The organism is Enterobacter cloacae complex sp. SYL001, from assembly GCF_049237025.1.
In the GTDB taxonomy this organism is placed as follows: Bacteria; Pseudomonadota; Gammaproteobacteria; order Enterobacterales; family Enterobacteriaceae; genus Enterobacter; species Enterobacter intestinihominis.
The window spans coordinates 16,906-40,595 of the sequence record NZ_JBMKJI010000023.1 but is presented as its reverse complement, the minus strand read 5'-3'; the positions used below and the strand labels follow the sequence as shown (position 1 = coordinate 40,595).

General features: G+C 58.3%; 24 protein-coding genes. 17 read left to right on the top strand and 7 right to left on the bottom strand.

The genetic code is table 11. The annotated features are described in order from the left end of the window. The first annotated feature begins 2 nt into the window (after nucleotides 1-2). The 9 genes from ACOTZP_RS18330 to acpT are packed head-to-tail and all read left to right on the top strand — an operon-like array spanning nucleotide 3 to nucleotide 8,080. Complete coding sequence (locus ACOTZP_RS18330) at nucleotides 3-425, top strand: acyl-CoA thioesterase (RefSeq protein ID WP_023298814.1); 423 nt, start codon at nucleotides 3-5, stop codon at nucleotides 423-425. Next, complete coding sequence (locus ACOTZP_RS18325; RefSeq protein ID WP_063150766.1) at nucleotides 422-1,027, top strand: outer membrane lipoprotein carrier protein LolA; 606 nt, start codon at nucleotides 422-424, stop codon at nucleotides 1,025-1,027. The genes ACOTZP_RS18330 and ACOTZP_RS18325 overlap by 4 nt, the downstream gene beginning before the upstream one ends. Beyond that, entirely contained in the window at nucleotides 996-3,317 is a 2,322-nt protein-coding gene (locus ACOTZP_RS18320; protein ID WP_271074495.1) for an MMPL family transporter, read from the top strand. Before ACOTZP_RS18325 ends, ACOTZP_RS18320 begins: the two co-directional genes overlap by 32 nt. Next, a complete protein-coding gene (locus tag ACOTZP_RS18315) occupies nucleotides 3,314-3,892 on the top strand; it encodes a DUF3261 domain-containing protein (protein ID WP_022649688.1) in 579 nt (192 codons plus the stop codon). The genes ACOTZP_RS18320 and ACOTZP_RS18315 overlap by 4 nt, the downstream gene beginning before the upstream one ends. A 1-nt stretch (nucleotide 3,893) precedes the next feature. Further along, nucleotides 3,894-5,060, top strand: coding sequence for a beta-ketoacyl-[acyl-carrier-protein] synthase family protein (locus ACOTZP_RS18310; protein ID WP_046620697.1), 1,167 nt, complete (start codon nucleotides 3,894-3,896; stop codon nucleotides 5,058-5,060). Next, nucleotides 5,060-5,533 (top strand): 3-hydroxy-fatty acyl-ACP dehydratase, encoded by a 474-nt coding sequence (locus tag ACOTZP_RS18305; RefSeq protein WP_271074511.1) that lies wholly within the window; start codon nucleotides 5,060-5,062, stop codon nucleotides 5,531-5,533. The genes ACOTZP_RS18310 and ACOTZP_RS18305 overlap by 1 nt, the downstream gene beginning before the upstream one ends. Beyond that, complete coding sequence (locus tag ACOTZP_RS18300; RefSeq protein ID WP_032626847.1) at nucleotides 5,527-6,258, top strand: 3-ketoacyl-ACP reductase FabG2; 732 nt, start codon at nucleotides 5,527-5,529, stop codon at nucleotides 6,256-6,258. Before ACOTZP_RS18305 ends, ACOTZP_RS18300 begins: the two co-directional genes overlap by 7 nt. Beyond that, nucleotides 6,255-7,484 (top strand): beta-ketoacyl-ACP synthase, encoded by a 1,230-nt coding sequence (locus ACOTZP_RS18295; RefSeq protein ID WP_063146806.1) that lies wholly within the window; start codon nucleotides 6,255-6,257, stop codon nucleotides 7,482-7,484. Before ACOTZP_RS18300 ends, ACOTZP_RS18295 begins: the two co-directional genes overlap by 4 nt. Before the next feature lie 2 nt (nucleotides 7,485-7,486). Then, a complete protein-coding gene (gene acpT / locus ACOTZP_RS18290; RefSeq protein WP_022649693.1) occupies nucleotides 7,487-8,080 on the top strand; it encodes a 4'-phosphopantetheinyl transferase AcpT in 594 nt (197 codons plus the stop codon). Nucleotides 8,081-8,139: 59 nt separating this feature from the next. On the opposite strand, the gene ACOTZP_RS18285 is transcribed toward acpT, so the two are convergent. Further along, nucleotides 8,140-8,646, bottom strand: coding sequence for a phenolic acid decarboxylase (locus ACOTZP_RS18285; RefSeq protein WP_022649694.1), 507 nt, complete (start codon nucleotides 8,644-8,646; stop codon nucleotides 8,140-8,142). A 99-nt stretch (nucleotides 8,647-8,745) separates the two neighbouring features. Here ACOTZP_RS18285 and ACOTZP_RS18280 point away from each other — a divergent pair, with 99 nt between their 5' ends. The 3 genes from ACOTZP_RS18280 to ACOTZP_RS18270 all read left to right on the top strand — a co-directional run bounded on the left by ACOTZP_RS18280 (nucleotide 8,746) and on the right by ACOTZP_RS18270 (nucleotide 11,223). After that, nucleotides 8,746-9,627, top strand: coding sequence for a LysR family transcriptional regulator (locus ACOTZP_RS18280; RefSeq protein ID WP_023298821.1), 882 nt, complete (start codon nucleotides 8,746-8,748; stop codon nucleotides 9,625-9,627). A gap of 32 nt (nucleotides 9,628-9,659) precedes the next feature. Then, complete coding sequence (locus ACOTZP_RS18275; protein ID WP_022649696.1) at nucleotides 9,660-10,454, top strand: SDR family NAD(P)-dependent oxidoreductase; 795 nt, start codon at nucleotides 9,660-9,662, stop codon at nucleotides 10,452-10,454. A 106-nt stretch (nucleotides 10,455-10,560) separates the two neighbouring features. Next, on the top strand, nucleotides 10,561-11,223 hold the full coding sequence (locus ACOTZP_RS18270) for an HAD family hydrolase (protein WP_063201337.1): 663 nt from the start codon (nucleotides 10,561-10,563) through the stop codon (nucleotides 11,221-11,223). 83 nt (nucleotides 11,224-11,306) lie between these two features. On the opposite strand, the gene ACOTZP_RS18265 is transcribed toward ACOTZP_RS18270, so the two are convergent. After that, nucleotides 11,307-12,332: a TerC/Alx family metal homeostasis membrane protein gene (locus ACOTZP_RS18265; RefSeq protein WP_023298822.1), complete on the bottom strand. Its 1,026-nt coding sequence runs from the start codon at nucleotides 12,330-12,332 to the stop codon at nucleotides 11,307-11,309. 328 nt (nucleotides 12,333-12,660) lie between these two features. Between ACOTZP_RS18265 and ACOTZP_RS18260 the strand changes: the two genes are divergently transcribed. Further along, nucleotides 12,661-13,995 carry an MFS transporter gene (locus ACOTZP_RS18260; RefSeq protein ID WP_045308786.1) on the top strand — a complete coding sequence of 445 codons (1,335 nt, stop codon included), beginning with the start codon at nucleotides 12,661-12,663 and terminating at the stop codon, nucleotides 13,993-13,995. 36 nt (nucleotides 13,996-14,031) lie between these two features. Here the strand turns inward: ACOTZP_RS18260 and ACOTZP_RS18255 are convergent, their stop codons facing one another. Continuing rightward, a complete protein-coding gene (locus tag ACOTZP_RS18255; RefSeq protein ID WP_032674096.1) occupies nucleotides 14,032-14,769 on the bottom strand; it encodes an IclR family transcriptional regulator in 738 nt (245 codons plus the stop codon). A gap of 169 nt (nucleotides 14,770-14,938) precedes the next feature. Between ACOTZP_RS18255 and ACOTZP_RS18250 the strand changes: the two genes are divergently transcribed. Further along, the gene (locus tag ACOTZP_RS18250) at nucleotides 14,939-15,631 is read left to right on the top strand and encodes an RraA family protein (RefSeq protein ID WP_022649701.1); all 693 of its coding nucleotides are present in this window, start codon (nucleotides 14,939-14,941) and stop codon (nucleotides 15,629-15,631) included. Further along, the gene (locus tag ACOTZP_RS18245; protein WP_271074494.1) at nucleotides 15,631-16,575 is read left to right on the top strand and encodes a hydroxyacid dehydrogenase; all 945 of its coding nucleotides are present in this window, start codon (nucleotides 15,631-15,633) and stop codon (nucleotides 16,573-16,575) included. The genes ACOTZP_RS18250 and ACOTZP_RS18245 overlap by 1 nt, the downstream gene beginning before the upstream one ends. 30 nt (nucleotides 16,576-16,605) lie before the next feature. Here the strand turns inward: ACOTZP_RS18245 and ACOTZP_RS18240 are convergent, their stop codons facing one another. Continuing rightward, complete coding sequence (locus ACOTZP_RS18240) at nucleotides 16,606-17,802, bottom strand: NAD(P)/FAD-dependent oxidoreductase (RefSeq protein ID WP_192970340.1); 1,197 nt, start codon at nucleotides 17,800-17,802, stop codon at nucleotides 16,606-16,608. A gap of 228 nt (nucleotides 17,803-18,030) precedes the next feature. On the opposite strand from ACOTZP_RS18240, the gene pitA reads away from it, so the two are divergent. After that, the gene (gene pitA, locus ACOTZP_RS18235; RefSeq protein WP_022649706.1) at nucleotides 18,031-19,530 is read left to right on the top strand and encodes an inorganic phosphate transporter PitA; all 1,500 of its coding nucleotides are present in this window, start codon (nucleotides 18,031-18,033) and stop codon (nucleotides 19,528-19,530) included. 54 nt (nucleotides 19,531-19,584) lie between these two features. On the opposite strand, the gene uspB is transcribed toward pitA, so the two are convergent. After that, the gene (gene uspB, locus ACOTZP_RS18230) at nucleotides 19,585-19,920 is read right to left on the bottom strand and encodes a universal stress protein UspB (protein ID WP_003861224.1); all 336 of its coding nucleotides are present in this window, start codon (nucleotides 19,918-19,920) and stop codon (nucleotides 19,585-19,587) included. Between the two features lie 283 nt (nucleotides 19,921-20,203). Here uspB and uspA point away from each other — a divergent pair, with 283 nt between their 5' ends. Beyond that, nucleotides 20,204-20,641 (top strand): universal stress protein UspA, encoded by a 438-nt coding sequence (uspA, locus tag ACOTZP_RS18225; protein WP_003861223.1) that lies wholly within the window; start codon nucleotides 20,204-20,206, stop codon nucleotides 20,639-20,641. Nucleotides 20,642-20,734: 93 nt separating this feature from the next. Here uspA and rsmJ read toward each other — a convergent pair whose 3' ends face one another. Further along, nucleotides 20,735-21,487, bottom strand: coding sequence for a 16S rRNA (guanine(1516)-N(2))-methyltransferase RsmJ (gene rsmJ / locus ACOTZP_RS18220; protein WP_032621975.1), 753 nt, complete (start codon nucleotides 21,485-21,487; stop codon nucleotides 20,735-20,737). Between the two features lie 7 nt (nucleotides 21,488-21,494). Beyond that, nucleotides 21,495-23,537 (bottom strand): oligopeptidase A, encoded by a 2,043-nt coding sequence (gene prlC / locus ACOTZP_RS18215; protein ID WP_048966515.1) that lies wholly within the window; start codon nucleotides 23,535-23,537, stop codon nucleotides 21,495-21,497. Between the last annotated feature and the right edge of the window lie 153 nt (nucleotides 23,538-23,690).

The window sequence follows — 23,690 nt, the reverse complement described above, 5'->3', positions numbered from 1 at the left end:
GGGTGCTGACCGATCCCCGCTTTACGGCTGAAGTTGAAATCACCGTGCCGTTCCACGACGTCGATATGATGGGCGTGGTGTGGCACGGCAACTATTTCCGCTATTTTGAGATTGCCCGCGAAGCGCTGCTCAACCAGTTTGATTACGGCTATCGCCAGATGAAAGCGTCCGGCTACGTCTGGCCGGTGGTGGATACCCGTGTGAAATACCGCGACGCGGTGACCTTCGAGCAGCGCATTCGCGTCCGCGCCCGCATTGAAGAGGTTGAAAACCGTCTGCGCATCGCCTATCAAATCTTCGACGCGCAAACCGGGAAACGCACCACCACCGGCTACACCATTCAGGTGGCGGTGGAAGAAGCAAGCCGGGAGATGTGCTTTGTCAGCCCGGCCATTCTGTTCGAACGCATGGGGATCGCGCCATGAAGTGGATAACGCTACTCGCGCTGCTGGTAAGCCCGCTGGTGAACGCGGTCACGCTGGATGAACTGCAACAGCGGTTTGCGGAGCAACCGGTGGTGCGCGCGCACTTCGAACAGACCCGCACGATCAAGGACATGCCTCAGCCCCTGCGCTCGCAGGGGGAGATGCTGATCGCCCGTGACAATGGCCTGCTGTGGGATCAAAAAGCGCCGTTCCCGATGACGCTGCTGCTGGATGACAAACGGATGGTGCAAATCGTCAACGGTCAGCCGCCGCAGACCATTACCGCCGACACTAACCCGCAGATGTTCCAGTTCAACCATCTGCTGCGGGCGCTGTTCCAGGCCGACCGCAAGGTGCTGGAAGAGAACTTCCGCATCGATTTCAAAGACCTGGGCGAAGGCCGCTGGTCGCTGGTGCTGACGCCTGTCACCACACCGCTGGACAAGATTTTCGCCACCCTTGATTTGCAGGGCGCGATCTATCTGGAATCCATTCGCCTGAACGATAAGCAAGGCGACACGACGGATATCGCCCTCTCCCGCCACCAACTGACGCCCGCCCGCCTGACCGATGCAGAACGCCAGCGCTTTGCCGCACCGTAACGCTCTGCGCCCGGCGCTGCTGTGGGCCGCGGTATGCCTGATCCTGCTGGGCGTGCTGCTGTCGCTGCTGCCCGGCGCGCGGCTGAACAGCAGCGTGCTCGCCATGCTGCCGAAACAGACGCTCGGCGCGATCCCTCCCGCCCTCAACGACGGATTTATGCAGCGCCTCGACCGCCAGCTCATCTGGCTGGTCAGCCCTGGTAAACAGCCGGACCCGCGCGTGGCGCAGCAGTGGTTAACCCTGCTGCAACGCAGCCAGGCGCTGAGTGTCGTAAAAGGTCCGCTGGATGCCGCCGGGCAACAGGCCTGGGGAGATTTCTTCTGGCAGCACCGCAATGGCCTGGTCGATCCGGCCACCCGCGCCCGCCTGCAAAACGGCGGTGAAACGCAGGCTCAGTGGATCCTGTCCCAGCTCTACTCCGCCTTTTCCGGCGTGAGCGGCAAGGAGCTGCAAAACGATCCGCTGATGCTGATGCGCGGCGCGCAGCTCGCGCTGGCGAAGAACAGCCAGAAGATGCAGCTGATGGACGGCTGGCTGGTGACAAAAGATGCGGCCGGGAACTACTGGTATCTGCTGCACGGCGAGCTGGCAGGCTCGTCGTTTGACATGCAGCAAACCCACCAGCTGGTGACCACCCTCAACGCGTTGCAGCAGACGCTGAAAAGCCAGTATCCACAGGCGCAGCTGCTCTCGCGCGGGACGGTGTTCTACAGCGATTACGCCAGCCAGCAGGCTAAAAAAGATATTTCCACGCTCGGCGTCGCCACGGTGCTCGGGGTGATCCTGCTGATTGTGTCGGTGTTTCGCTCCGTGCGTCCGCTGCTGCTGAGCCTGCTCTCCATTGCCATCGGCGCGCTGGCGGGGACGGTCGTGACGCTCCTGCTGTTCGGTGAGCTGCACCTGATGACGCTGGTGATGAGCATGAGCATCATCGGCATCTCGGCGGACTATACGATTTACTACCTCACGGAGCGGATGGTGCACGGCGCGGAACACTCGCCCTGGCAAAGCCTGGCAAAAGTGCGTAACGCGCTGCTGCTGGCGCTGCTGACTACCGTCGTGGCGTATCTCTTCATGATGCTGGCCCCCTTCCCCGGCATTCGTCAGATGGCGGTGTTCGCCGCCGCAGGGCTGAGCGCCTCGTGCCTGACGGTAATTTTCTGGCACCCGTGGTTGTGCCGTGGCATGCCGGTTCGCCCGATCCCCCTGAGAGGGATGATGCAGCGCTGGCTGAACGCCTGGCGCGACAGCAAAGCCCTCTCCGTCGGGCTGCCGGTAGCACTGGCGCTGCTCTCCGCCATCGGGATCGCCAGCCTGCGGGTGGATGACGATATCGCCCGGCTTCAGGCGCTGCCGCAGGACATTCTGGCGCAGGAAAAAACCATCACCGCCCTGACCGGGCAAAATGTCGATCAGAAGTGGTTCGTGGTGTATGGCGCGTCGGCTCAGGAAACGCTGGAGCGGCTGGAGGCGTTTACCCCAGCGCTGGCGCAGGCGCAAAAAGCCGGAGAATTAACCCGCTGGCGCACCCTGCCGCTGAACTCGCTGGCGCGGCAGAACAGCGATCTGCAACTTCTGCGTAACGCCGCGCCGACGGTGACGAAAATGCTGCAAAGCACGGGGCTGAATGCCGTCGCCCCGAATCTGAACGCCATGCCTGTCAGCGTGGAGGCGTGGCTCGCCAGTCCGGCCAGCGAGGGCTGGCGTTTGCTGTGGCTGACGCTGCCGGATGGCAAAAGCGGTGTGCTGGTCCCGGTCGATGGCGTCAGAAACAGCGCTGCGCTCGGTGAGCTGGCCGCCCGCCATCCCGGAGTCGTCTGGGTTGACCGTAAGGCCAGCTTCGACAGACTGTTTGCACTCTACCGCGCGCTGCTGACGGGGCTGCTGGGCGTGGCGCTGGCGGTGATAGCCTGCGGCGCGGTGGTGCGCCTCGGCTGGCGAAAAGGGCTGGTGGCGCTGGTGCCGTCCGTGCTGTCGCTGGGCGGCGGGCTGGCGGCGCTGGCCGTGACGGGCCATCCGGTGAACCTGTTTTCCCTGCTGGCGCTGGTGCTGGTCCTCGGCATTGGCATCAACTACACGCTGTTTTTCAGCAACCCGCGCGGCACGCCGCTGACCTCCATGCTGGCGATTACCCTCGCCATGATGACCACCCTACTGACGCTGGGGATGCTGGTGTTCAGCACCACTCAGGCCATCAGCAGCTTTGGCATTGTGCTGGTGAGCGGTATCTTCACCGCGTTCCTGCTCGCCCCGCTGGCGATGCCGACTAACAAAGAGAACTTACCATGACCCGTTTCATTCGCCTGGCGGCAGTGATGATGACCCTGTTGCTGGCGGGGTGTAGCCATACGACGAACCACGATGACGCGCGTCCTCAGGCCTGGCTCCAGCCCGGTACCCGCGTCACGCTGCCACCGCCGGGCATCACGCCTGCCATCCGCGCGCAGCAGTTGCTTACCGGCAGTTTTAAAGGCCAGACCCAGTCGCTGCTGGTGATGCTGAACGCCGATGGAAATAAAGTGACGCTTGCCGGCCTCTCCTCCGTCGGGATCCGCCTGTTCCTCGCCACCTACGACGACACCGGGATCCACACCGAGCAGTCGGTTGTGATGCCGCAGTTGCCGCCCGCCAGCCAGGTGCTGGCCGACGTGATGCTCAGCCACTGGCCGCTCAGCGCCTGGCAGCCGCAGTTGCCGAAAGGCTGGACGCTGAACGATACTGACACCAGACGCGAACTGCGCAACCCCGATGGCAAGCTGGTCACGGAAATTGCCTACCTGAACCGTAACGGCAGGCGCGAACCGATTAGCATTGTGCAGCACGCTTTTCACTACCACATCACCATTCAATATCTGGGTGACTGAGATGATTTACCTTTCTGCCGTTGGCATGGTCAACGCGCTCGGCAACTCGGCTGATGAAATAGCGGCAAACCTGAACGCTGGCGTGGCCCCCGGGATGCGCCAGCGTGCGGGCTGGCTACAGGGCTTACCCGAGGCCGTGCTGGGCGGGGTGGAGGGTGATCTTCCCCCTGTTCCCGGGTCTTTTTCTGCGCATCGAAGTCGCAACAACCAGCTGCTGCTGGCGGCGCTGGCGCAAATCCGGCCCGCCGTCGATGCGGCCATTGCGCGCGTGGGGCGCGACCGCGTGGCGGTGGTGCTGGGCACCAGCACCTCCGGACTGGACGAGGGTGATGAGTACGTGCGCCGCGCGCAGAACGGCGAGCGCAGCCCGCAGTGGCAATATCCGCAGCAGGAGCTGGGCGATCCGTCGCGCTTTCTCGCCAGCTGGCTTGCGCTGGACGGCCCGGCGTATACCATCTCGACCGCCTGCTCCTCCAGCGCACGGGCGATCATCAGCGGTCGACGCCTGATCGACGCCGGTCTGGTGGACGTCGCCATCGTCGGCGGAGCCGACAGCCTGAGCCGAATGCCGGTCAACGGCTTCAACAGCCTGGAATCCTTCTCCCCGACCCTGTGCGAACCGTTTGGCCGCAACCGTCGGGGGATCACCATTGGCGAAGCGGCAGCACTGATGGTACTGACCCGCGAGCCGGGCGAGATTGCACTGCTGGGCGCGGGGGAATCCAGCGATGCGTACCATATTTCCGCCCCACATCCGCAGGGCGAAGGGGCGATCCGCGCCATCACCCAGGCGCTGAACGAGGCGGGCATGACGGCGGCGGACGTCGGTTATATCAACCTGCACGGCACCGCCACGCCGCTGAACGATCGCATTGAGGCGCAGGTGATCCACGATCTCTTTGGCGACCGCGTGCCGTGCAGCTCCACGAAACATCTTACCGGCCACACGCTGGGCGCCGCGGGGATCACCGAGGCCGCCCTGAGCTGGTTGATCCTGACCCGAGACCTGCCGCTGCCGCCGCAGGATTTTTCCCGCTACGCGCCGGACGACACCCTGCCCGCCTTCGGCCTACTGCACCAGAGCGCACCGCTGAATAAACCAGTGATCCTGTCAAACTCCTTCGCGTTTGGCGGCAACAACGCCAGCCTTCTGCTGGGGAGAGTATGATGCACTACTTACCTCCCGGGGATTATCTTCCTCACGACACGCCGATGCTGCTGCTTGAGAGCGTGGAAAGCGTCACCGATGACCGCGCCGTTTGCAGCGTGACGGTGAACGAACGGGGCGTTCTGGCGCCGTTTCTGGACGCAGGCGGCAACCTGCCCGGCTGGTTTGCGCTGGAGCTGATGGCTCAGACCGTGGGCGTCTGGTCTGAATGGCACCGGATGCAAAAAGGGCTGCCGCACTGTGCGCTGGGTATGGTGCTGGGCGCGCGCGAGCTGGTGTGCGACGCAGGGCATTTTGCCGCAGGCTGCACGCTGACCATCACCATCGAACGTCTGATGCAGGATGAGCGCTTTGGCAGCTTCGAGTGCACCATTCATGCGGACAATGTCTCCCTCGCCACGGGCCGCGTGAATACCTTCCAGCCGAGCGAGGAAGAATTAACCACACTTTTCAACCAGGGAACACCATCATGAGATCCGTACTGGTCACCGGCGCCAGCAAAGGCATTGGCCGCGCTATCGCCCTTCAGCTTGCGGCGGACGGTTTCACCGTCGGCGTGCATTACCATCGTGATGAAGCGGGCGCGCAGGAGACGCTGGAAGCGATTGTCCAGGCAGGCGGCGCGGGCCGTTTACTCACCTTTGACGTGGGCAACCGCGAGCAGTGCCGTACGGTGCTGGAACAGGCGATCGCTGACCACGGCGCGTGGTATGGCGTGGTCAGTAACGCCGGTATTACCCGCGACGGCGCATTTCCGGCGCTCAGCGACGATGACTGGGACAGCGTGATCCACACCAATCTCGACAGTTTTTATAACGTCATTCATCCCTGCATTATGCCGATGATCGGCACCCGCAAGGGCGGGCGGATCATCACCCTGTCGTCGGTGTCAGGCATTATGGGCAACCGTGGGCAGGTGAACTACAGCGCGGCGAAAGCCGGGATCATCGGCGCCACCAAAGCGCTCGCCACCGAGCTGGCAAAACGCAAAATCACCGTCAACTGCATCGCGCCGGGGCTGATTGATACCGGTATGATCGAGATGGATGAAGCCGCGCTGAACGCGGCGATGTCGATGATCCCGATGCAGCGTATGGGCCAGGCCGAGGAAGTGGCCGGGCTGGCGAGCTACCTGATGTCGGATAAAGCAGGCTATGTGACGCGACAGGTGATATCGATCAACGGAGGCATGCTATGACCCGCCGGGTAGTGATTACGGGCATGGGCGGCATCACCGCATTCGGCGAGGACTGGCCGACCATCTCGCGCCGTCTGCGCGAGTATGAAAATGCGGTACGTACCATGACGGAGTGGCAGGCGTATCACGGCCTGCAAACCCTGCTCGCCGCGCCGATTGAAGATTTCACTCTGCCCGCTCACTATACCCGTAAGCGCATTCGCGCCATGGGCCGCGTGTCGCTGCTCTCAACCCGCGCCACCGAGCTGGCGCTGGAGCAGGCGGGCCTGATCGACGACGCGGTACTGACCAACGGTCAGACCGGCATCGCCTACGGCTCGTCGACGGGCAGCACCGGACCGGTCAGCGAGTTTGCCTCCATGCTCACCGAAAAGCACACCCACAACATCACCGGCACCACCTACGTGCAGATGATGCCGCACACCACGGCGGTGAATACCGGACTGTTCTTTGGCCTGCGCGGACGGGTGATCCCCACCTCAAGCGCCTGTACTTCTGGCAGCCAGGCGATTGGCTACGCCTGGGAAGCGATTCGTCACGGCTACCAGACCGTGATGGTGGCAGGCGGCGCGGAAGAGCTGTGCCCGTCGGAAGCGGCGGTTTTCGATACCCTGTTTGCCACCAGCCAGCGTAACGACGCGCCCAAAACCACGCCGTCGCCGTTTGACGTTCAGCGCGATGGCCTGGTGATTGGCGAAGGGGCGGGCACGCTGGTGCTGGAAGCGCTGGATCACGCCAGAGCACGCGGGGCGACAATCTATGGTGAGATCGTGGGCTTTGCCACCAACTGCGATGCGGCGCACATCACCCAGCCCCAGCGTGAAACCATGCAGGTGTGTATGGAGCAGTCGCTGGCGATGGCGGGCCTTAGCCCTCAGGACATTGGCTACATTTCTGCCCACGGCACGGCAACCGATCGCGGGGATATCGCCGAGAGTCAGGCGACCGCCGCTATTTTCGGCGACAGCGTGCCCATCTCATCCTTAAAGAGCTATTTCGGCCATACCCTGGGTGCCTGCGGCGCGCTGGAAGCCTTGCTGAGTCTGCATATGATGCGGGAGGGCTGGTTCACGCCGACGCTCAATTTAAGACAACCGGATGAGCAATGCGGCGCTTTAGATTATATTATGGGGGAAACCCGCCCGATTGATTGCGAATTTATTCAGAGCAATAACTTTGCCTTTGGCGGCATTAATACCTCGATAATCATTAAACGCTGGGCGTAACTATGTACCAGTTTGTACTGGGAAAGATCTCCACCCTTAGCGCGGACCCGCTGGCGTCAACGCTCGCAGACATGGCACCTCAGGGTGCGCGATACGCTTCCTGGCTTGCAGGCCGGACGCTGCTCGCCAGAACTTTATCCCCCTCACCACTTCCCGAGATAATCTACGGCGAGCAGGGAAAACCGGCCTTCGCTAACGGCCATCCGCTGTGGTTTAACCTGAGCCACAGCGGGGACGACATTGCCATGCTGATAAGCGATGAAGGCGAGGTTGGCTGCGATATCGAAGTGATCCGCCCGCGGGAGAACTGGCAGGCGCTGGCGAATGCCGTTTTCAGCCTCACCGAGCATGACGAGCTGGAGCGTGAAGCGCCGGAAGAGCAGCTTTCCGCATTCTGGCGCATCTGGACGCGCAAAGAGGCGATCGTCAAACAGCGTGGCGGCAGCGCGTGGCAGATTGTCAGCATTGACAGCACCGCCCAGTCGCTCCCGGTCAGCCAGCTGCGCTTCGGCTCGCTGAGCCTGGCGGTCTGTACTCCTACGCCTTTCACCTTAACGGCGGAATCGGTGACTTACTCCGGTATTTCTGCAGCATAAAAAACGGCCATTCGGGTTAAAACCGAAATGGCCGATGCGCATTTAACGCGTTGCTAAGCTTATTTTAAATTATCAGGAAAGTTTTTTGGCAACTCGCTGGCAGCACACGCAATAACGCTATCGTCATTCGCACCGCAGTCGCGTACAAAAGTAATCGTCGCAAATTCATCAATCACTTCGGTTGGATACGCTGGCCCGGCATCACGGTAGCTGTTCATCAGCGGAATGTGATCGTTCTGGAAGCAGACGGTTTTTTCCGGATTATTCATGACCCAGCGTGGGAAGAAGATGGTGCCGTGGAACAGGCGGTCGCCCAGGTTCACAATCAGGCTCACGTCGGTACCGGTTGGCTCCGTCCAGGAAATTTTATAGATGCTTTCCCCAACACGGACAATGTAGGCCTGCTGATCTTTCACCCAACGATTGCCCACCAGACCGCTGTGAATACGGTAGTCGAGCGTGTTCTCGTTTTTAACGTAAATTTCGTAGTTCCAGCCATTGTCGTAGGTATATACCAGATGTTTGCCGACGAAGCCGCTTAAATCATGTTTATCGAAGGTGCTCATAAGATGTCTCCTTTGTTTTGATGAGACGATCGTACCCCTTCAAAAAATGAATGAATAACGCTATATTTGAATCAAATTCATCCAAAATTTAGATTAATCATGCACAAGACGACGCTCGAACAGTGGGCCTTGCTGGAAAGAGTCATCGAGGCTGGCAGCTTCGCTAAGGCGGCGGAAGAGACCCATCGCAGCCAGTCCTCGGTCAGCTATAACCTGTCGCTTTTGCAGGAGCGGCTGGGCGTAGCGCTCCTGATGACAGAGGGACGCCGTGCCGTGCTGACCCCGGCGGGTGAGCTGTTGCTGAACCAGGTTAAACCGCTGCTGAAAGCCTTCGCCTATGTTGAAACGCGCGCTGCAACCCTGCGCAGCGGGATGCGAACCCGTATCGACCTGATGGTAGACAGTATTTTTCCGCGCAGCCGGCTGTTCGCGATTTTGCGCCAGTTTCAGCAGCTGTACCCGCAAACGCAGGTGCGGCTTACCGAGGTGCTGGAAAACAGCCGCGCAGATGCGCTCAATGATGAGGCCGACGTGATGGTCTTAACCCGCCGCCAGGACATTACCGGCCTGGGCGAATGGCTGATGAATATCGATTTTGTTGCCGTCGCGCATCACGCGCACCCGCTGTTTGCGCTGGATACACCGCTTAACGACGAGATGCTTCGACCGTGGCCGCGCATTCAGATCGCAGACAGCCAGCCCACCGTTCGCCCCACCGGGGAGTCGTGGACATTCTCCACCATCGATGCCGCGATCGAAGCAGTGATGTATCAGGTTGGATATGGCTGGTTACCGGAAGAACGCATTCAGACCCCGCTCCAGCAGGGCATCCTCAAAATCCTGCCCCTCAGCCACGGCGTTCGACGCGCCACGCCGCTGCACCTCATCGTTAAACGCTCCCTCAGCCCGCTGGACGAGCAGGTTGAGACGCTGTTGCGCCTTTTTAAACAGGAGCCGTCATCGTCAACTGCTACGCTTTAAGTTTTGAACCATAAAACGACAAGGAGTGAACGATGAAAATCGATTTAACGGGGAAAGTGGCGCTGGTGACCGCGTCCACCGGCGGTATTGGGTTTGCCATCGCCCGCGGACTGGCGGAGAGCGGTGCGGAAGTGATCGTCAACGGGCGCAGCGTCGACTCGGTGAACAAAGGCATTCAGGCGCTCCAGCAGGTGGTGCCAGGCGTACAGGTCCGTGCCGCCATCGCCGACCTGAGCTCGCAGGAGGGCGTTGACGAACTACTCAGGGTCGCCACGCACGTCGATATTCTGGTGAATAACGCCGGGATCTATGGCCAGCAGGATTTTTATTCCACCGACGACGAGACCTGGGAACGCTACTGGCAAACCAACGTGATGTCCGGCGTGCGCCTCTCCCGTGCCCTGCTGCCCGGTATGGTACAAAAAGGCTGGGGTCGGGTAGTGTTTATCTCGTCAGAATCGGCCTGCAATATTCCTGCGGATATGATCCACTATGGCGTGACAAAAACCGCCCAGCTCTCGCTGGCGCGCGGTCTGGCGAAGTTCGTGGCAGGCAGCGGCGTCACGGTGAACAGCGTGCTGCCGGGCCCGACAATGTCGGACGGTTTTGCCGCAATGATGAAAGACGAGATGGAGAGAACCGGCAAATCGCTGGAGCAGCTGGCGAAAGCGTTCGTGATGGAGAATCGCCCCAGCTCGGTTATTCAGCGCGCCGCAACGGTAGAAGAAGTGGCGAATATGGTGGTGTATGTCTGTTCCATGCAGGCCTCCGCGACTTCCGGCGCGGCGCTGCGCGTTGACGGTGGCGTGGTGGATGACATAGTTTGACCCGTCAGGCCACAGGTTCGAGAAAAAATGAGATCGGATAGAAGGACTGTGAAGGTAAAGCAGGTAAACTAGTGAACAGAATGTGTATTTCAGCTAAGACGTATTTATGACCAATATGATTGCCGACGAAGCCGTGGCGAAGTCCAGCGTGCTCTCTGTCTTTGACTTTGATGGTACGTTGACGCACCACGACAGTTTTATTCCGTTCCTGCGCTTTGCCTTTGGCAAGCGCTACTTTGCGGGTCGCCTGGTGCGCATGGCCCTGCCCACGCTGCACTGCGTGCGTCGCAAGCTGACGCGTGATGAGCTGAAAGAGGTGTTGATCAAAACCTTCCTGACGGGGGTGGATGAGCACTGGTTACGTCAGCAGGCAGAGGCCTTCTGTGAAAAATACTGGAACAAGCTGATGCGCCCGGAAGGGGTCATGGCTGTCGCCAACGAAGTTAATTCCGGTGCGGAAGTGACGATTTGCTCCGCCTCCCCGGCGCTGGTATTGCAGCCGTGGGCCGATAAGCTCGGCATTAAGCTGATTGGCACGCAGCTGGAAGTGAAAGACGGCAAGCTGACCGGGCGGATCACCGGCAACAACTGCCGCTGCGCGCAGAAAGTGGCGAGGCTGGAAAAGGTGTATGGCGATCTGAACGCATATCACCTGCGCGCCTGGGGCGACACACGTGGCGACCACGAGCTGCTGGCGGCGGCGCAGGATCCGCACTGGCGCCATTTCCATCATCCGCGCAAGCGCCGAAACTCACCGATAATAAAGTAGCCTTTTGCCGGGTGGCGGCTGCGCCTTACCCGGCCTACATCCCAGTCGTAGGCCCGGTAAGCGAAGCGCCACCGGGCGATACATCAGGCCTCACGTTTCCCCGGGAACATCACGCTCGCAATAATCCCCAGCGCCAGTACCCCCAGCACCACAAACAGGCTTGCCGTGGCACCGATGTTATAACCGTGATGCCAGAAGTGATCGGTCGCATTCAGCCCCAGCTTGAACGCCACGAAGAACAGCAGTAACACTACCGCTTTCTCAAGATGCACCAGATACTGCTTCAGCGCTTCCAGCACGAAGTAGAGGGTACGCAGGCCGAGGATTGCGAACATCATGGCGCTGTAGATAATCAGCGGCTCGCGGCTGACGGCAATGATCGCGGGAACGGAGTCGAAGGCGAACATCACGTCGGACAGCTCTACCACCGCCACGCAGAGCAGCAGCGGCGTCGCGTAGCGCTTCGCCTTCTTCACGCGACCTACCATCACATCCTTGTTTTCAGGCTTCTCCAGCTCGGCGTCCACCTCTTTTTGGGTCAGGATAAACGCGTGGCTGCTGATTTTTGGCCAGACCGGATAGAAGCGTTTTACCAGGCGGTACGCCAGATGGTTGGAGTAATCCTCGACTTCATCACTCTCTTCATTGCGTTTCAGCATCATCACCGCCGTCCAGCCGACGACCAGCGCAAAAATCACCTCAACGTATGGCCCCAGGCTCAGCAGGCTGGTGCCGATGGCAACAAAAATACCGCGGAACACAATCGCCCCCAGCACGCCCCAGTAGAGCACGCGGTGACGATACTTATCCGGCACGCCGAACCAGGCGAAGATCGCCATCATCACAAACAGGTTGTCGACGGAGAGCACCTCTTCCAGTGCATAGCCGGTGAGGAACAGACTGGCCATCTCCGCGCCGTGGTGCACGTATAAGAAGCCAGCAAACGCCATCGCCATCATGACCCAGAAGATGGACCACATGGCCGCGCTTTTCAGCGAGATCGGTTTATCGTGACGGTGCATGAAGAGGTCGATAAACATCGCCCCAACGGCCATCACCACAAAGACAACAACGGTTTCCGTCGGGAAACCGAGATGAGCAGCAGACATAGACAACCCTTTTAAGAAGACAAAACACAACACCATGCAGGCTGGCGTAAACCAGAAGTGAGAATGGGGGAACGTGTTATTCGCCTATACCCCACAAAACCGCAGCTCTTTGGCTGCGCAAGGTGTGTACTTTACCTCACAACGGGGGGTGGCGCATCTGTCGTTTAGGCTCACGAGGTAAAGCCCGTTAACTGTGAGTCACGTCTTATTTACATCATTTAAACCTTCCATTAACTGGATAAAAAGAAGGCGCCGACGCTATAGTAGTTTTGTTTAATAAAACAGAGTTGTACCTGATAAAACCAAGAACAGACCCTGCGAGGAACACATGACAGAACATATTCGTAATGGCACTGCCGCCACTGAGGACATAGAAAGAGAGACTATGCGCAAGGTGATCTGGCGTATCCTCCCGTTTCTGATAGTCAGTTATCTGGTCTCCATTATCGATCGCGGCAATATCGGCATGGCTTCGCTACAGATGAATGAGGATCTCGGTCTCAGCAAAGCGGCGTTTGGCTTCGCCAGTAGCCTCTATTTCGTGGCGTATTTTCTGTTTGAAGTTCCAAGCAATCTGGCAATGCAGAAAGTTGGCGCACGTCTGTGGATCCCCCGCATTATGATCAGCTGGGGGGTGGTATCCATGTGTATGGCACTGGTACAAAACACGACGTCGCTTTATATCGTGCGTTTTCTGCTGGGTGCCGCGGAGGCGGGCTTCTTCCCCGGCGTCGTACTCTTTCTGACCTGGTGGATCCCTTCCCGCTACCGTGCGCGAATTATCGCGTCCTTTATGGTCGCGATCCCGCTGGCCAATTTTATTGGCTCGCCGCTGTCCGGGTTGATTCTGTCGCTGGATGGATGGCTGGGTCTGCGCGGCTGGCATCTGCTGTTTATCATTGAAGGTTTACCCGCCGTCCTGCTGGGTATTGCCGCCTGGTTTGTTCTTCGCGATCGTCCGCACCAGGCTAACTGGCTTAACGCGGAACAGAAAAAATGGCTGGAAACGACGCTTGAAACCGAGCGTCAACAGCAAAAAAATATCGGACACCAGACGACATGGCAGCTGCTCAGGCATCGTCAAATCTGGCTGCTGGCGCTGATTTACGCAGGCGCGTCATCAGCGGGCACCACCATCAGCGTCTGGTCACCGCAGCTGCTGAAATCGTTCCACCTTGATAATCTGGAGACGGGTCTGTTCAACGCCATTCCTTACGGTCTGGCATCCGTACTGATGATTGTGTGGGGACGCAGTTCGGACCGAACCAACGAACGCCGCTGGCATACCGCTCTGACCCTTTTCATTATTGCCGCAGGCGTATTTGCCGCCTTTGTCAGCGTCTCTCTTTCCGCCACCATTGTTATCCTGAGCATCATGCTGATAGGGGCGTATTCAATGAAGGGGCCTTTCTGGGCGCTGGCGTCAGGCTGGATGAGCAGCACGTCGGCGGCTGCGGGGCTGGCTGCAATTGGCGCCATCGCTAACCTTATCGGCGGTGCGGTGATGGTCAACGCTTACGGTATTATCAACGAACGGACGGGTAGCCACACGCTGGCCATGCTTCCTCTGGCGGCGTTATGCGTCACGGGGGGTATCGCGGTATTGGTGATGGGACGCCAGGCCCGCAATGCTCAGTTGCATGAAAAGCAGGTCACCCATTAGACATAACAAAAGCGGGACGCACGTCCCGCTTTATGCTTAGAGACTCTCTTCCGCAGTATCCTGCGTTTCCCCATAAAACTGCTGGCAAAAAGGCTTACTGGCCCCCATTTTCTGTGACAGGCGGCTGGCGGTGGCATGCATTAGCTGGCTGATCCCCTGTTCACGGCGATCTTCAGTCAGTCTGGAGATGGGCCCGGTCAACGCCAGCGCCGCAATCAGCTTGTCATTGACGCCGAAGACGGGCATTGCGAACGCCGCAGTATGCGGGTCACGGGCGCCTGCGGTATAGAGCGGAACAGCGGGCTCCCCCTCTGGCAGCGCGTCATTAAGGCCCCAGTGGCGAAGCACTTTACTGATGGCAGAATCGTCCAGCGGAAACTGAGTACCCGGCAGATTGCTGTGACGCAACCCGTGCGATGCTTCTGCCCGGAACAGGCACAGACGTTGCCCGCCTTCTAACACATACCAGCTGGCGCTCTCCTGAGAGGCCTGTGATAACGCCTGAAGCTCAGGCTGCACCACCCGGGAAAGATGGAAAGATTGTTCATAAAGTTTGCCAAGGTAAAGCAGACGTGGGCCAAGCGCATAATTGCCGTCATCATGCCTGACGACATAGTTCATTCGCTCAAGCGAATTCATTAACCGGTAAACCGTGGTTTTGTGATAACCCGATAGCTGCGCCAGCGCGGTCAGCGTCAGGCTCTCATCGCCGGGACGGAAGCAATCCAGTAAAGCCAGCGCCTTTTCGACCGCTACAACGCCTTCGTTACCCATCATCATCTCCTTTTCTGCTCGGCAGTGAGTGTACCTCAATTTTTGTGAGTCACTTCGTGTTTACATCACAAACGCCATCGCAGATCTGGCTAATGGGAAAGTAACACCGCTATAGTTGTTTTGTATTGTACACCTGCATTGTACACAGTAAAACAATATGGAGGCATATATGTCCGTTTCTGAAAAATCATTGATTAATCGTCAGGTCGAACGCGTATCGGCTGAACAGGTTCACCAGGCTGCCGAGTATCAGGCCGCCATTCTGGCGGATGTTGCCGGTCGCCGCGGTACACTCCATGGTCGTATCAAACCGCTCGCGCCTCACATGGCCGTTGCGGGCCCGGCAGTCACCGTGGAGGTGCGCCCGGGAGATAATCTGGCCATCCATGCCGCAATGGCCGTAGCACAGCCTGGCGATGTGTTGGTTGTTGACGGGAAAGGCGACCTGACCTGTGCGCTGCTCGGTGAGATTATGGCGACGCAGGCCCAGGCAAGCGGTATTGCGGGCATCATCATTGACGGGGCGGTACGTGATGCCGATACCCTGAGTAAAGGGCACTACCCCGTCTTCGCCGCCGGTCTTAACCCCTGTGGCCCGACAAAATCCATTCCTGGCCGGGTTAATCACCCCATCTCTATCGCTGGTGCAACGGTACGAGCCGGAGATCTGGTGGTCGCGGATATCGACGGCGTGGTGGTGATCCCGCGTGATGAAGTGCAGGCCGTTATCGCCATGGCCAAAGGGAAACTCGAAACAGAGACCCGACGTCTTGCTGCTATTCGTGAGGGCGATTTACGTCCACACTGGCTTAACGACGCGCTGCGTAAGGCAGGCATGTTATCTGACGGGGAGACGCTGTAATGGAAGACAAACGCGTTGTACTGGTCACGGGATGCGACCTGGCGGACCAGGCTGTCAACATGCTGCGAGACTTTGACGTGGTGTATGCCGGTCACCAGCCTACAGAAGATCAGCTGGTTACGCTGTGCGAACGGCACAATCCTGTGGCCATCCTGGTGCGTTACGGCAAAATAACCGCAAGGATCATGGATGCAGCCCCTGCATTACAGGTTATATCGAAACACGGAAGCGGCATTGACGTGATAGACCAGCCAGCGGCAGCGGCGCGTAATATCGCCGTTCGTTCCGCCCCCGGCGCCAATGCGGCAGCGGTTGCAGAACATACCTGGGCATTGATTCTTGCCTGTGCCAAATCCGTGGTCACCCTTGATAAACGCCTGCGCGACGGGCACTGGGATAAAGCCACGCACAAATCTATCGAGCTGGAAGGCATGACGCTGGGGCTTATCGGTCTGGGGGCGATTGGCTCGCGGGTTGCGCTGGTGGGGCAGGCATTCGGCATGCAGATTGTGGCGTATGATCCTTACGCTAAAACGATGCCATCTGGTTGTGAACGGGCAAACACCTTACCCGACCTTTTATCCCGTGCCGATGTTATCTCATTGCATTGTCCGCTCACTGACGACAACAGAGGAATGATCAACGCAGACACGCTCGCGCACTGTAAACGTAACGCGATTCTGGTGAACACAGCGCGCGGCGGGTTAATTAACGATGAAGCCCTGTTACACGCGCTGAAGGATGGAACCTTGCACAGCGCAGCACTCGACAGCTTTACCAGCGAGCCACTGACCGCCCCGAACCTGTGGCAGACCGTCGATAACGTCATCATTTCGCCGCACATTGGCGGCGTCAGCGCAGCGTCATACATCAAGATGGGAACCGTGGCCGCCAGCAATATTCTGGACGTTGTACACCTGGCTGACGTCGCCGTCAGCCCCTGAAATGCAATGATGAATGACCGCGCCCGCTTGTCATTTACCCTCAGCGAGTGCCTGCGCGCATGCCCAGGCACTGGCCCACGCCCACTGGAAGTTATACCCGCCGAGCCAGCCGGTCACGTCCATCACTTCACCAATGAAATAAAGACCCGGCACGTTGCGGGCTTCCATCGTGCGGGATGAGAGTTCGTTTGTATCCACGCCGCCCAGCGTCACTTCCGCCGTGCGGTAGCCTTCGGTGCCGTTTGGCTGCACGCGCCAGTTCGTCAGCGTCTCCACCAGCGTGTCCTGCTCGCGGCTGTTGAGCTGCTTAAGCGCAACATCCGGAATTTGCCCTAACACCTGCAAGCACTCCACGAGACGCTTCGGCAGCTGCATCGCCAGGGTATTTTTCAGGCTTTGATTCGGGTGCGCGGCGCGTTGCTCATTGAGGAAGGCGTCCAGATCGCAATCCGGCACCAGGTTTACGGAGACAAACTCCCCCGGCTGCCAGTAGCTGGAGATCTGCAATACCGCTGGCCCCGAGAGACCGCGATGGGTAAAGAGCAGGTTTTCGCGGAACACCGTGCCGTCTTCGGCCGTAATGACCGACGGCACAGACACGCCGGAGAGCGTCTGAAGCTGTTCCAGCAGCGGCTTATGCAGCGTGAACGGCACCAGCCCGGCGCGCGTGGGCAGTACCTTCAGGCCAAACTGCTCGGCGATTTTGTAGCCGAACGGTGAGGCACCCAGCCCCGGCATCGAGAGGCCGCCGCTGGCGATCACCAGGTTATCGGCGCTGACGGTTTCGCCGTTGAGTTGCAGCGTGTACCCTTGCTCGTTACGGGCGACGTCCAGCACTTCGGTGCGCAGGCGCATGACTACGCCGCCTTTCTCGCACTCGGCCACCAGCATATCCACGATTTGCTGGGCAGAGTCGTCGCAGAACAGCTGTCCCAGCGTCTTCTCATGCCACGCGATGCCGTGTTTACCCACCATTTCGATGAAATCCCACTGCGTGTAGCGCGCCAGCGCAGATTTACAAAAATGACGGTTCTGGCTCAAATAGGCCGCAGGCTCGACATAAAGATTAGTGAAATTGCAGCGCCCGCCACCGGACATCAGGATCTTGCGGCCAGGCTTTTTTCCGTTATCCAGCAGCAGCACACGACGACCCGCTTGTCCGGCCATTGCCGCACAAAACATACCCGCCGCACCGGCGCCAATTACTACGGCATCAAACCTTTCCACGTCAAAATCCTCTTCGTTAACTGCCGCGGATTGTAAAGTTTCCTCAGTGGTCGCACCAGCGTAAAAAGATATTACAAAGCCATTTCATTGATATTTAAAGATTATCTATTCAGGCACATTTCTCAAATCAGGTGGTATGTCAAAAAAAGTCTATATTTCACTTTGCCCGTTGCGCATTTGTCCTGGATAATGCGCCGCGTTCATGTCCTCAAAATGGCGTAACGTCCTATGCTACATTTGTTTGCCGGCCTGGATTTACATACCGGGCTTTTATTATTGCTTGCTCTGGTTTTTGTGCTGTTTTACGAAGCGATCAATGGCTTCCACGACACTGCAAACGCAGTTGCAACGGTTATCTACACTCGCGCAATGCGATCGCAGCTTGCGGTCGTTATGGCGGCGGTATTTAACTTTTTTGGTGTCCTCCTGGGCGGACTGAGCGTTGCCTATGCCATTGTGCATATGCTACCAACGGATCTGCTGCTTAACGTGAGTTCCGGTCATGGCCTGGCCATGGTGTTCTCAATGCTGCTTGCTGCGATTATCTGGAACCTCGGTACCTGGTATTTCGGCCTGCCGGCATCCAGCTCTCACACCCTTATCGGCGCGATTATCGGTATCGGTTTAACTAACGCCCTGATGACCGGTACATCGGTTGTTGATGCGCTGAACCTTCCTAAAGTACTGGGTATTTTCGGCTCTCTGATCATCTCCCCTATCGTCGGTCTGGTGGTAGCAGGTGGATTGATTTTCATCCTGCGTCGCTACTGGAGCAACACGAAGAAACGTGCACGTATCCACCTGACGCCAGCAGAGCGTGAGAAGAAAGACGGCAAGAAAAAGCCGCCGTTCTGGACGCGTATCGCGCTGATCATTTCCGCTATCGGCGTCGCCTTCTCTCATGGCGCGAACGATGGTCAGAAAGGTATCGGTCTGGTGATGCTGGTTCTGATTGGCGTCGCACCGGCAGGCTTCGTGGTTAACATGAACGCCTCTGGCTATGAGATCACCCGTACCCGTGATGCGGTAAACAACGTTGAGACTTACTTCCAGCAGCATCCTGATTTGCTGAAGAAAGCGACCGGCGTAGACCAGTTGATCCCTTCTCCTGACTCTGGCGCACTGACTGCACCGGGCGAGTTCCATTGCCACCCGGCAAACGCGATTAACGCGCTGGAACGTGCGAAAGGCATGCTGGCCGATATCGAAAGCTACGACAAACTGGCTGTAGAACAGCGTGGTCAGCTGCGTCGTATCATGCTCTGTATCTCCGACGTGACCGATAAAGTCGCGAAGCTGCCAGAGGTCAATGCTGACGATAAGCGTCTGCTGAAGAAACTGAAAGGCGATATGCTCAACACCATTGAGTACGCGCCAATCTGGATCATCATGGCGGTCGCGTTGGCGCTGGGTATCGGTACGATGATTGGCTGGCGTCGTGTGGCGACCACCATCGGTGAGAAGATCGGTAAGAAAGGCATGACCTATGCTCAGGGCATGTCCGCGCAGATGACGGCGGCAGTGTCTATCGGTCTGGCGAGCTACACCGGTATGCCAGTCTCCACCACCCACGTACTCTCTTCGTCCGTGGCAGGTACCATGATTGTTGACGGCGGCGGTTTGCAGCGTAAAACCGTGACCAACATTCTGATGGCCTGGGTGTTCACCCTCCCGGCGTCCATCCTGCTGTCTGGCGGTCTGTACTGGATTTCGCTGAAGCTAATTTAATCGGCTGAAGGCGACAAAAAAGCGGGTCAGGAAACTGGCCCGCTTTTTTTATGCTCAGTGCCATATCATCAGCGCAATCATACTCACCACAACCAGACCACACAGGGCGCTGGTCAAAATGAACTGACGACGCAGGCGCTCGCAGCGACGGATAAACTCTTCATCGTGGTGATCGCGGTAGCGCTGGTAGTAGATATACCCCACCAGACGCATCTGCTTGCTGGGCTGTCCGTGCGAGGTGAAGAACCCTCCACCGTCCACATATTGATAAAGCAACGGATCGCAACCACGAAGTACCACTAACAGCGCACGTAACGATGAGAAGTAGCGCGCCATATTCACTATGCAAACCACGCATAACGCCCAAAACAATGCGACGGTGCTAATCATACATCCTCCCCGGCGTCCACCCACGAAGCAAGGCTTCTGAGCTACCGCACCCCAATGCCCTGACAGACAGTTCAGTGAAAGAATGACTAAAAGTCGATCCGGTTCGCGTTTTAATATCCGAACGGCTCATTAAATAGTGTAGGAGATCCGTTAATTTTTTTGCCACAAGGTTAATCGTTATCAACACCAAAGCTTGAAAAATATGTTTAACTGGGCCGTAATGAAAGCATCAGACGACGGCTTTCCCATTTAGTCATCGATAACTTAAGGAAGGAGTAACACTATGGCTTACAAACACATTCTTATCGCGGTAGACCTCTCCCCGGAGAGTAAAGTGCTGGTTGATAAAGCAGTATCCATGGCACGTCCCTACAACGCGAAAGTTTCGCTGATTCATGTTGATGTGAATTACTCCGACCTCTACACCGGTCTGATCGACGTGAATCTCGGCGATATGCAGAAACGCATCTCCGAAGAGACTCACCACGCGCTGAGCGAGCTTTCTACCAACGCGGGCTATCCAATCACTGAAACCTTAAGCGGTAGCGGCGATCTGGGCCAGGTGCTGGTTGATGCGATTAAGAAATACGATATGGACCTGGTGGTATGCGGTCACCATCAGGACTTCTGGAGCAAACTGATGTCTTCCGCACGTCAGCTGATTAACACCGTACACGTGGATATGCTGATTGTTCCACTGCGTGACGAAGAAGACGAGTAAGTGCAAAAAAGCCCGGTTGCGCTAACGCATACCGGGCCTACAAGCGGCACTGAATGTAGGCCGGGCAAGGCGAAGCCGCCACCCGGCTTTTTTTTATTCCGGCGTACCTGAGTAGATATCAAAGCGATGCCCTTTGGTGGTCACCGCGTTAGTGGTCGCAACGTCCGCCAGCGGCGGCGCATAGTCAGGACGTTTCACCACCACCCGCTTCGTCGCCAGTTGACGAGCCGGCTCCAGCAGGCCATCGGCATCTAAATCTGGCCCCACCAGCGACTGAAACACCCGCATCTCTTTCTTCACCAGCGCGCTTTTCTGCTTATGCGGGAACATCGGGTCGAGATAGACAACCTGCGGGCGCGGGGTGATATCGGTCAGCGCCGTCAGGCTGGAGGCATGAATAAGTTGCAAACGTTCCTGTAACCACGAGCCGATTTCCGGGTCCGCATAGCCTCGCGTCAGCCCGTCGTCGAGCAGCGCGGCGACAACCGGATTACGCTCCAGCATCCGCACACGGCAGCCCACCGAGGCCAGCACAAACGCATCGCGCCCCAGCCCCGCCGTGGCGTCCACCACGTCCGGAAGATAGCTCCCTTTAATGCCAACCGCCTTGGCCACCGCTTCGCCGCGACCGCCGCCGAACTTACGCCGGTGCGCCATCGCGCCGCCGACAAAATCGACAAAAATCCCGCCAAGCTTTGGCTCATCGCGCTTACGCAGCTCCAGATGTTCCGGCGTCATCACCAGCGCCATCAGGTTCTCTTCATCATGTTCCAGCCCCCAGCGGGCCGCCAGAACAGATAAGGCGCCGTCACCGGCGCCTGTTTCATCTACTAAGCAGATCTTCACGTAGCAATCAGCCTTTGATTCCGTAATGCTCCAGCATCGCATCCAGCTGCGGCTCGCGGCCACGGAAGCGTTTGAACAGCTCCATAGGCTCTTCTGAACCGCCGCGCGTCAGGATGTTGTCGAGGAACGACTGACCGGTTTCGCGGTTGAAAATCCCCTCTTCTTCGAAGCGCGAGAAGGCATCCGCCGCCAGCACGTCGGCCCACAGGTAGCTGTAGTAGCCTGCGGCGTACCCGCCTGCGAAGATATGGCTGAACGCGTGCGGGAAGCGTCCCCAGGTCGGGCCTGGAATGACGGCAACCTGCTTTTTAATCTCAGCCAGGGTTTCGAGGATTTTCGCCCCCTGCTCCGGGCTGAACTCGGCGTGCAGGCGGAAGTCGAACAGGCCGAACTCCAGCTGACGCAGGATAAACATCGCCGCCTGGTAGTTTTTCGCCGCCAGCATTTTATCCAGCAGTTCTTTCGGCAGCGGTTCGCCCGTTTCGTAATGACCAGAGATAAACGCCAGCGCGTCCGGCTCCCAGCACCAGTTCTCCATAAACTGGCTTGGCAGCTCGACCGCATCCCATGGCACACCGCTGATACCAGCGACACCAGCGGTTTCGATGCGGGTCAGCATGTGGTGCAGGCCGTGACCGAACTCGTGGAACAGGGTGATCACTTCATCGTGGGTAAACAGAGCAGGTTTGCCGCTCACCGGACGGTTGAAGTTACAGGTCAGGTAGGCAACAGGTTTTTGCAGGGAACCATCCGCTTTACGCATCTGGCCCACGCAGTCGTCCATCCACGCCCCACCGCGCTTGTTCTCACGCGCGTAGAGATCGAGATAGAAGCTGCCGCGCAGCTCGTTGTTCTCGTCATACAGCTCGAAGAAGCGCACGTCCGGATGCCAGACGTCGATATCGGTACGCTCTTTCGCGGTAATGCCGTAGATGCGCTTTACTACCTCGAACAGACCGTTGACGGCTTTGTTTTCCGGGAAGTACGGACGCAGTTGTTCGTCGCTGATGCTGTAGAGGTGCTGTTTCTGTTTTTCGCTGTAGTATGCGATATCCCACGGCTGAAGCTCGTCCACGCCGAACTCCGCTTTCGCAAAGGCGCGCAGCTGAGCTAACTCTTTTTCACCCTGAGGACGGGCGCGTTTCGCCAGATCGGTCAGGAAGTCGAGCACCTGCTGTGGGTTCTCGGCCATTTTGGTGGCGAGGGATTTATCCGCGTAGCTGTCGAAGCCCAGCAGCTGTGCCAGCTCGTGGCGCAGGGAGAGGATCTCCGCCATCACCGGGCTGTTATCCCACTTACCGGCATTCGGCCCCTGATCGGAGGCGCGGGTGCTGTAGGCGCGGTACATCTCTTCGCGCAGGGCCTGGTTGTCGCAGTAGGTCATCACTGGCAGATAGCTTGGGATATCCAGCGTTAACAGGAAGCCTTCCTGCTCTTTCGCTTCGGCCTGGGCTTTTGCCGCCGCCAGCGCACTTTCCGGCATACCGGCCAGTTCGGATTCATCGGTAATCAGCTTCGTCCAGCCCATGGTGGCGTCGAGGACGTTGTTGCTGTACTGGTTGCCCAGCTCGGACAGGCGCGCAGCGATTTCGCCGTAGCGAACCTGTTTTTCTTTTGGCAGGCCAATCCCGGACAGTTCGAAATCACGCAGCGCGTTATCGACCGATTTTTTCTGCGCCGTGTTCAGTTCGGCATAATGGTCGCCGTCGCGCAGGTCGCGGTAGGCTTTGTAGAGCCCCTCGTGCTGGCCGACCCAGGTGCTGTACTCGGAGAGCAGCGGCAGGGTCTGTTCGTAGGCTTCACGCAGCTCCGGGCTGTTTTTCACCGAGTTCAGGTGGCTCACCGGGGAGAAAATGCGCCCCAGCACGTCGTCCACTTCGGCCAGCGGCTGACACAGATTTTCCCAGGTGTACGGCGCGCCCTGCGCGACCACGTTCTCTACCGCCGCGCGGCAGTTTTCCAGCGACTGGGTAACGGCTGGAACCACATGCTCAGGGAGGATTTTAGAAAACGGTGGCAACGAAAAAGGCGTCAGTAATGGATTGGTCATAAACGCTGTCCTGTTGAAATAGATGAATGAAGCGCGCATCCGGCGCTGTGCATATTGTTTTCTGTAATGGGGTTAAGTGTAGAGGATTTCAATGCCGGAGGTTGTCGAAAAACGCCCTGTGGCGCTGCGCTTACCGGGCCTACGGGTAATCTG

Excerpts from the sequence above, each read along its gene's own strand:
- ACOTZP_RS18320 (WP_271074495.1), top strand. The coding sequence starts at position 996 with ATGCAGAACGCCAGCGCTTTGCCGCACCGTAACGCTCTGCGCCCGGCG.
- ACOTZP_RS18250 (WP_022649701.1), top strand. The coding sequence starts at position 14,939 with ATGTCCGTTTCTGAAAAATCATTGATTAATCGTCAGGTCGAACGCGTA.
- ACOTZP_RS18315 (WP_022649688.1), top strand. The coding sequence starts at position 3,314 with ATGACCCGTTTCATTCGCCTGGCGGCAGTGATGATGACCCTGTTGCTG.
- acpT (WP_022649693.1), top strand. The coding sequence starts at position 7,487 with ATGTACCAGTTTGTACTGGGAAAGATCTCCACCCTTAGCGCGGACCCG.
- pitA (WP_022649706.1), top strand. The coding sequence starts at position 18,031 with ATGCTACATTTGTTTGCCGGCCTGGATTTACATACCGGGCTTTTATTA.
- ACOTZP_RS18260 (WP_045308786.1), top strand. The coding sequence starts at position 12,661 with ATGACAGAACATATTCGTAATGGCACTGCCGCCACTGAGGACATAGAA.
- ACOTZP_RS18245 (WP_271074494.1), top strand. The coding sequence starts at position 15,631 with ATGGAAGACAAACGCGTTGTACTGGTCACGGGATGCGACCTGGCGGAC.
- prlC (WP_048966515.1), bottom strand. The coding sequence starts at position 23,537 with ATGACCAATCCATTACTGACGCCTTTTTCGTTGCCACCGTTTTCTAAA.
- ACOTZP_RS18270 (WP_063201337.1), top strand. The coding sequence starts at position 10,561 with ATGACCAATATGATTGCCGACGAAGCCGTGGCGAAGTCCAGCGTGCTC.
- ACOTZP_RS18285 (WP_022649694.1), bottom strand. The coding sequence starts at position 8,646 with ATGAGCACCTTCGATAAACATGATTTAAGCGGCTTCGTCGGCAAACAT.
- ACOTZP_RS18275 (WP_022649696.1), top strand. The coding sequence starts at position 9,660 with ATGAAAATCGATTTAACGGGGAAAGTGGCGCTGGTGACCGCGTCCACC.
- ACOTZP_RS18310 (WP_046620697.1), top strand. The coding sequence starts at position 3,894 with ATGATTTACCTTTCTGCCGTTGGCATGGTCAACGCGCTCGGCAACTCG.
- ACOTZP_RS18280 (WP_023298821.1), top strand. The coding sequence starts at position 8,746 with ATGCACAAGACGACGCTCGAACAGTGGGCCTTGCTGGAAAGAGTCATC.
- uspB (WP_003861224.1), bottom strand. The coding sequence starts at position 19,920 with ATGATTAGCACCGTCGCATTGTTTTGGGCGTTATGCGTGGTTTGCATA.
- uspA (WP_003861223.1), top strand. The coding sequence starts at position 20,204 with ATGGCTTACAAACACATTCTTATCGCGGTAGACCTCTCCCCGGAGAGT.
- ACOTZP_RS18265 (WP_023298822.1), bottom strand. The coding sequence starts at position 12,332 with ATGTCTGCTGCTCATCTCGGTTTCCCGACGGAAACCGTTGTTGTCTTT.
- ACOTZP_RS18255 (WP_032674096.1), bottom strand. The coding sequence starts at position 14,769 with ATGGGTAACGAAGGCGTTGTAGCGGTCGAAAAGGCGCTGGCTTTACTG.
- ACOTZP_RS18295 (WP_063146806.1), top strand. The coding sequence starts at position 6,255 with ATGACCCGCCGGGTAGTGATTACGGGCATGGGCGGCATCACCGCATTC.
- ACOTZP_RS18305 (WP_271074511.1), top strand. The coding sequence starts at position 5,060 with ATGCACTACTTACCTCCCGGGGATTATCTTCCTCACGACACGCCGATG.
- ACOTZP_RS18325 (WP_063150766.1), top strand. The coding sequence starts at position 422 with ATGAAGTGGATAACGCTACTCGCGCTGCTGGTAAGCCCGCTGGTGAAC.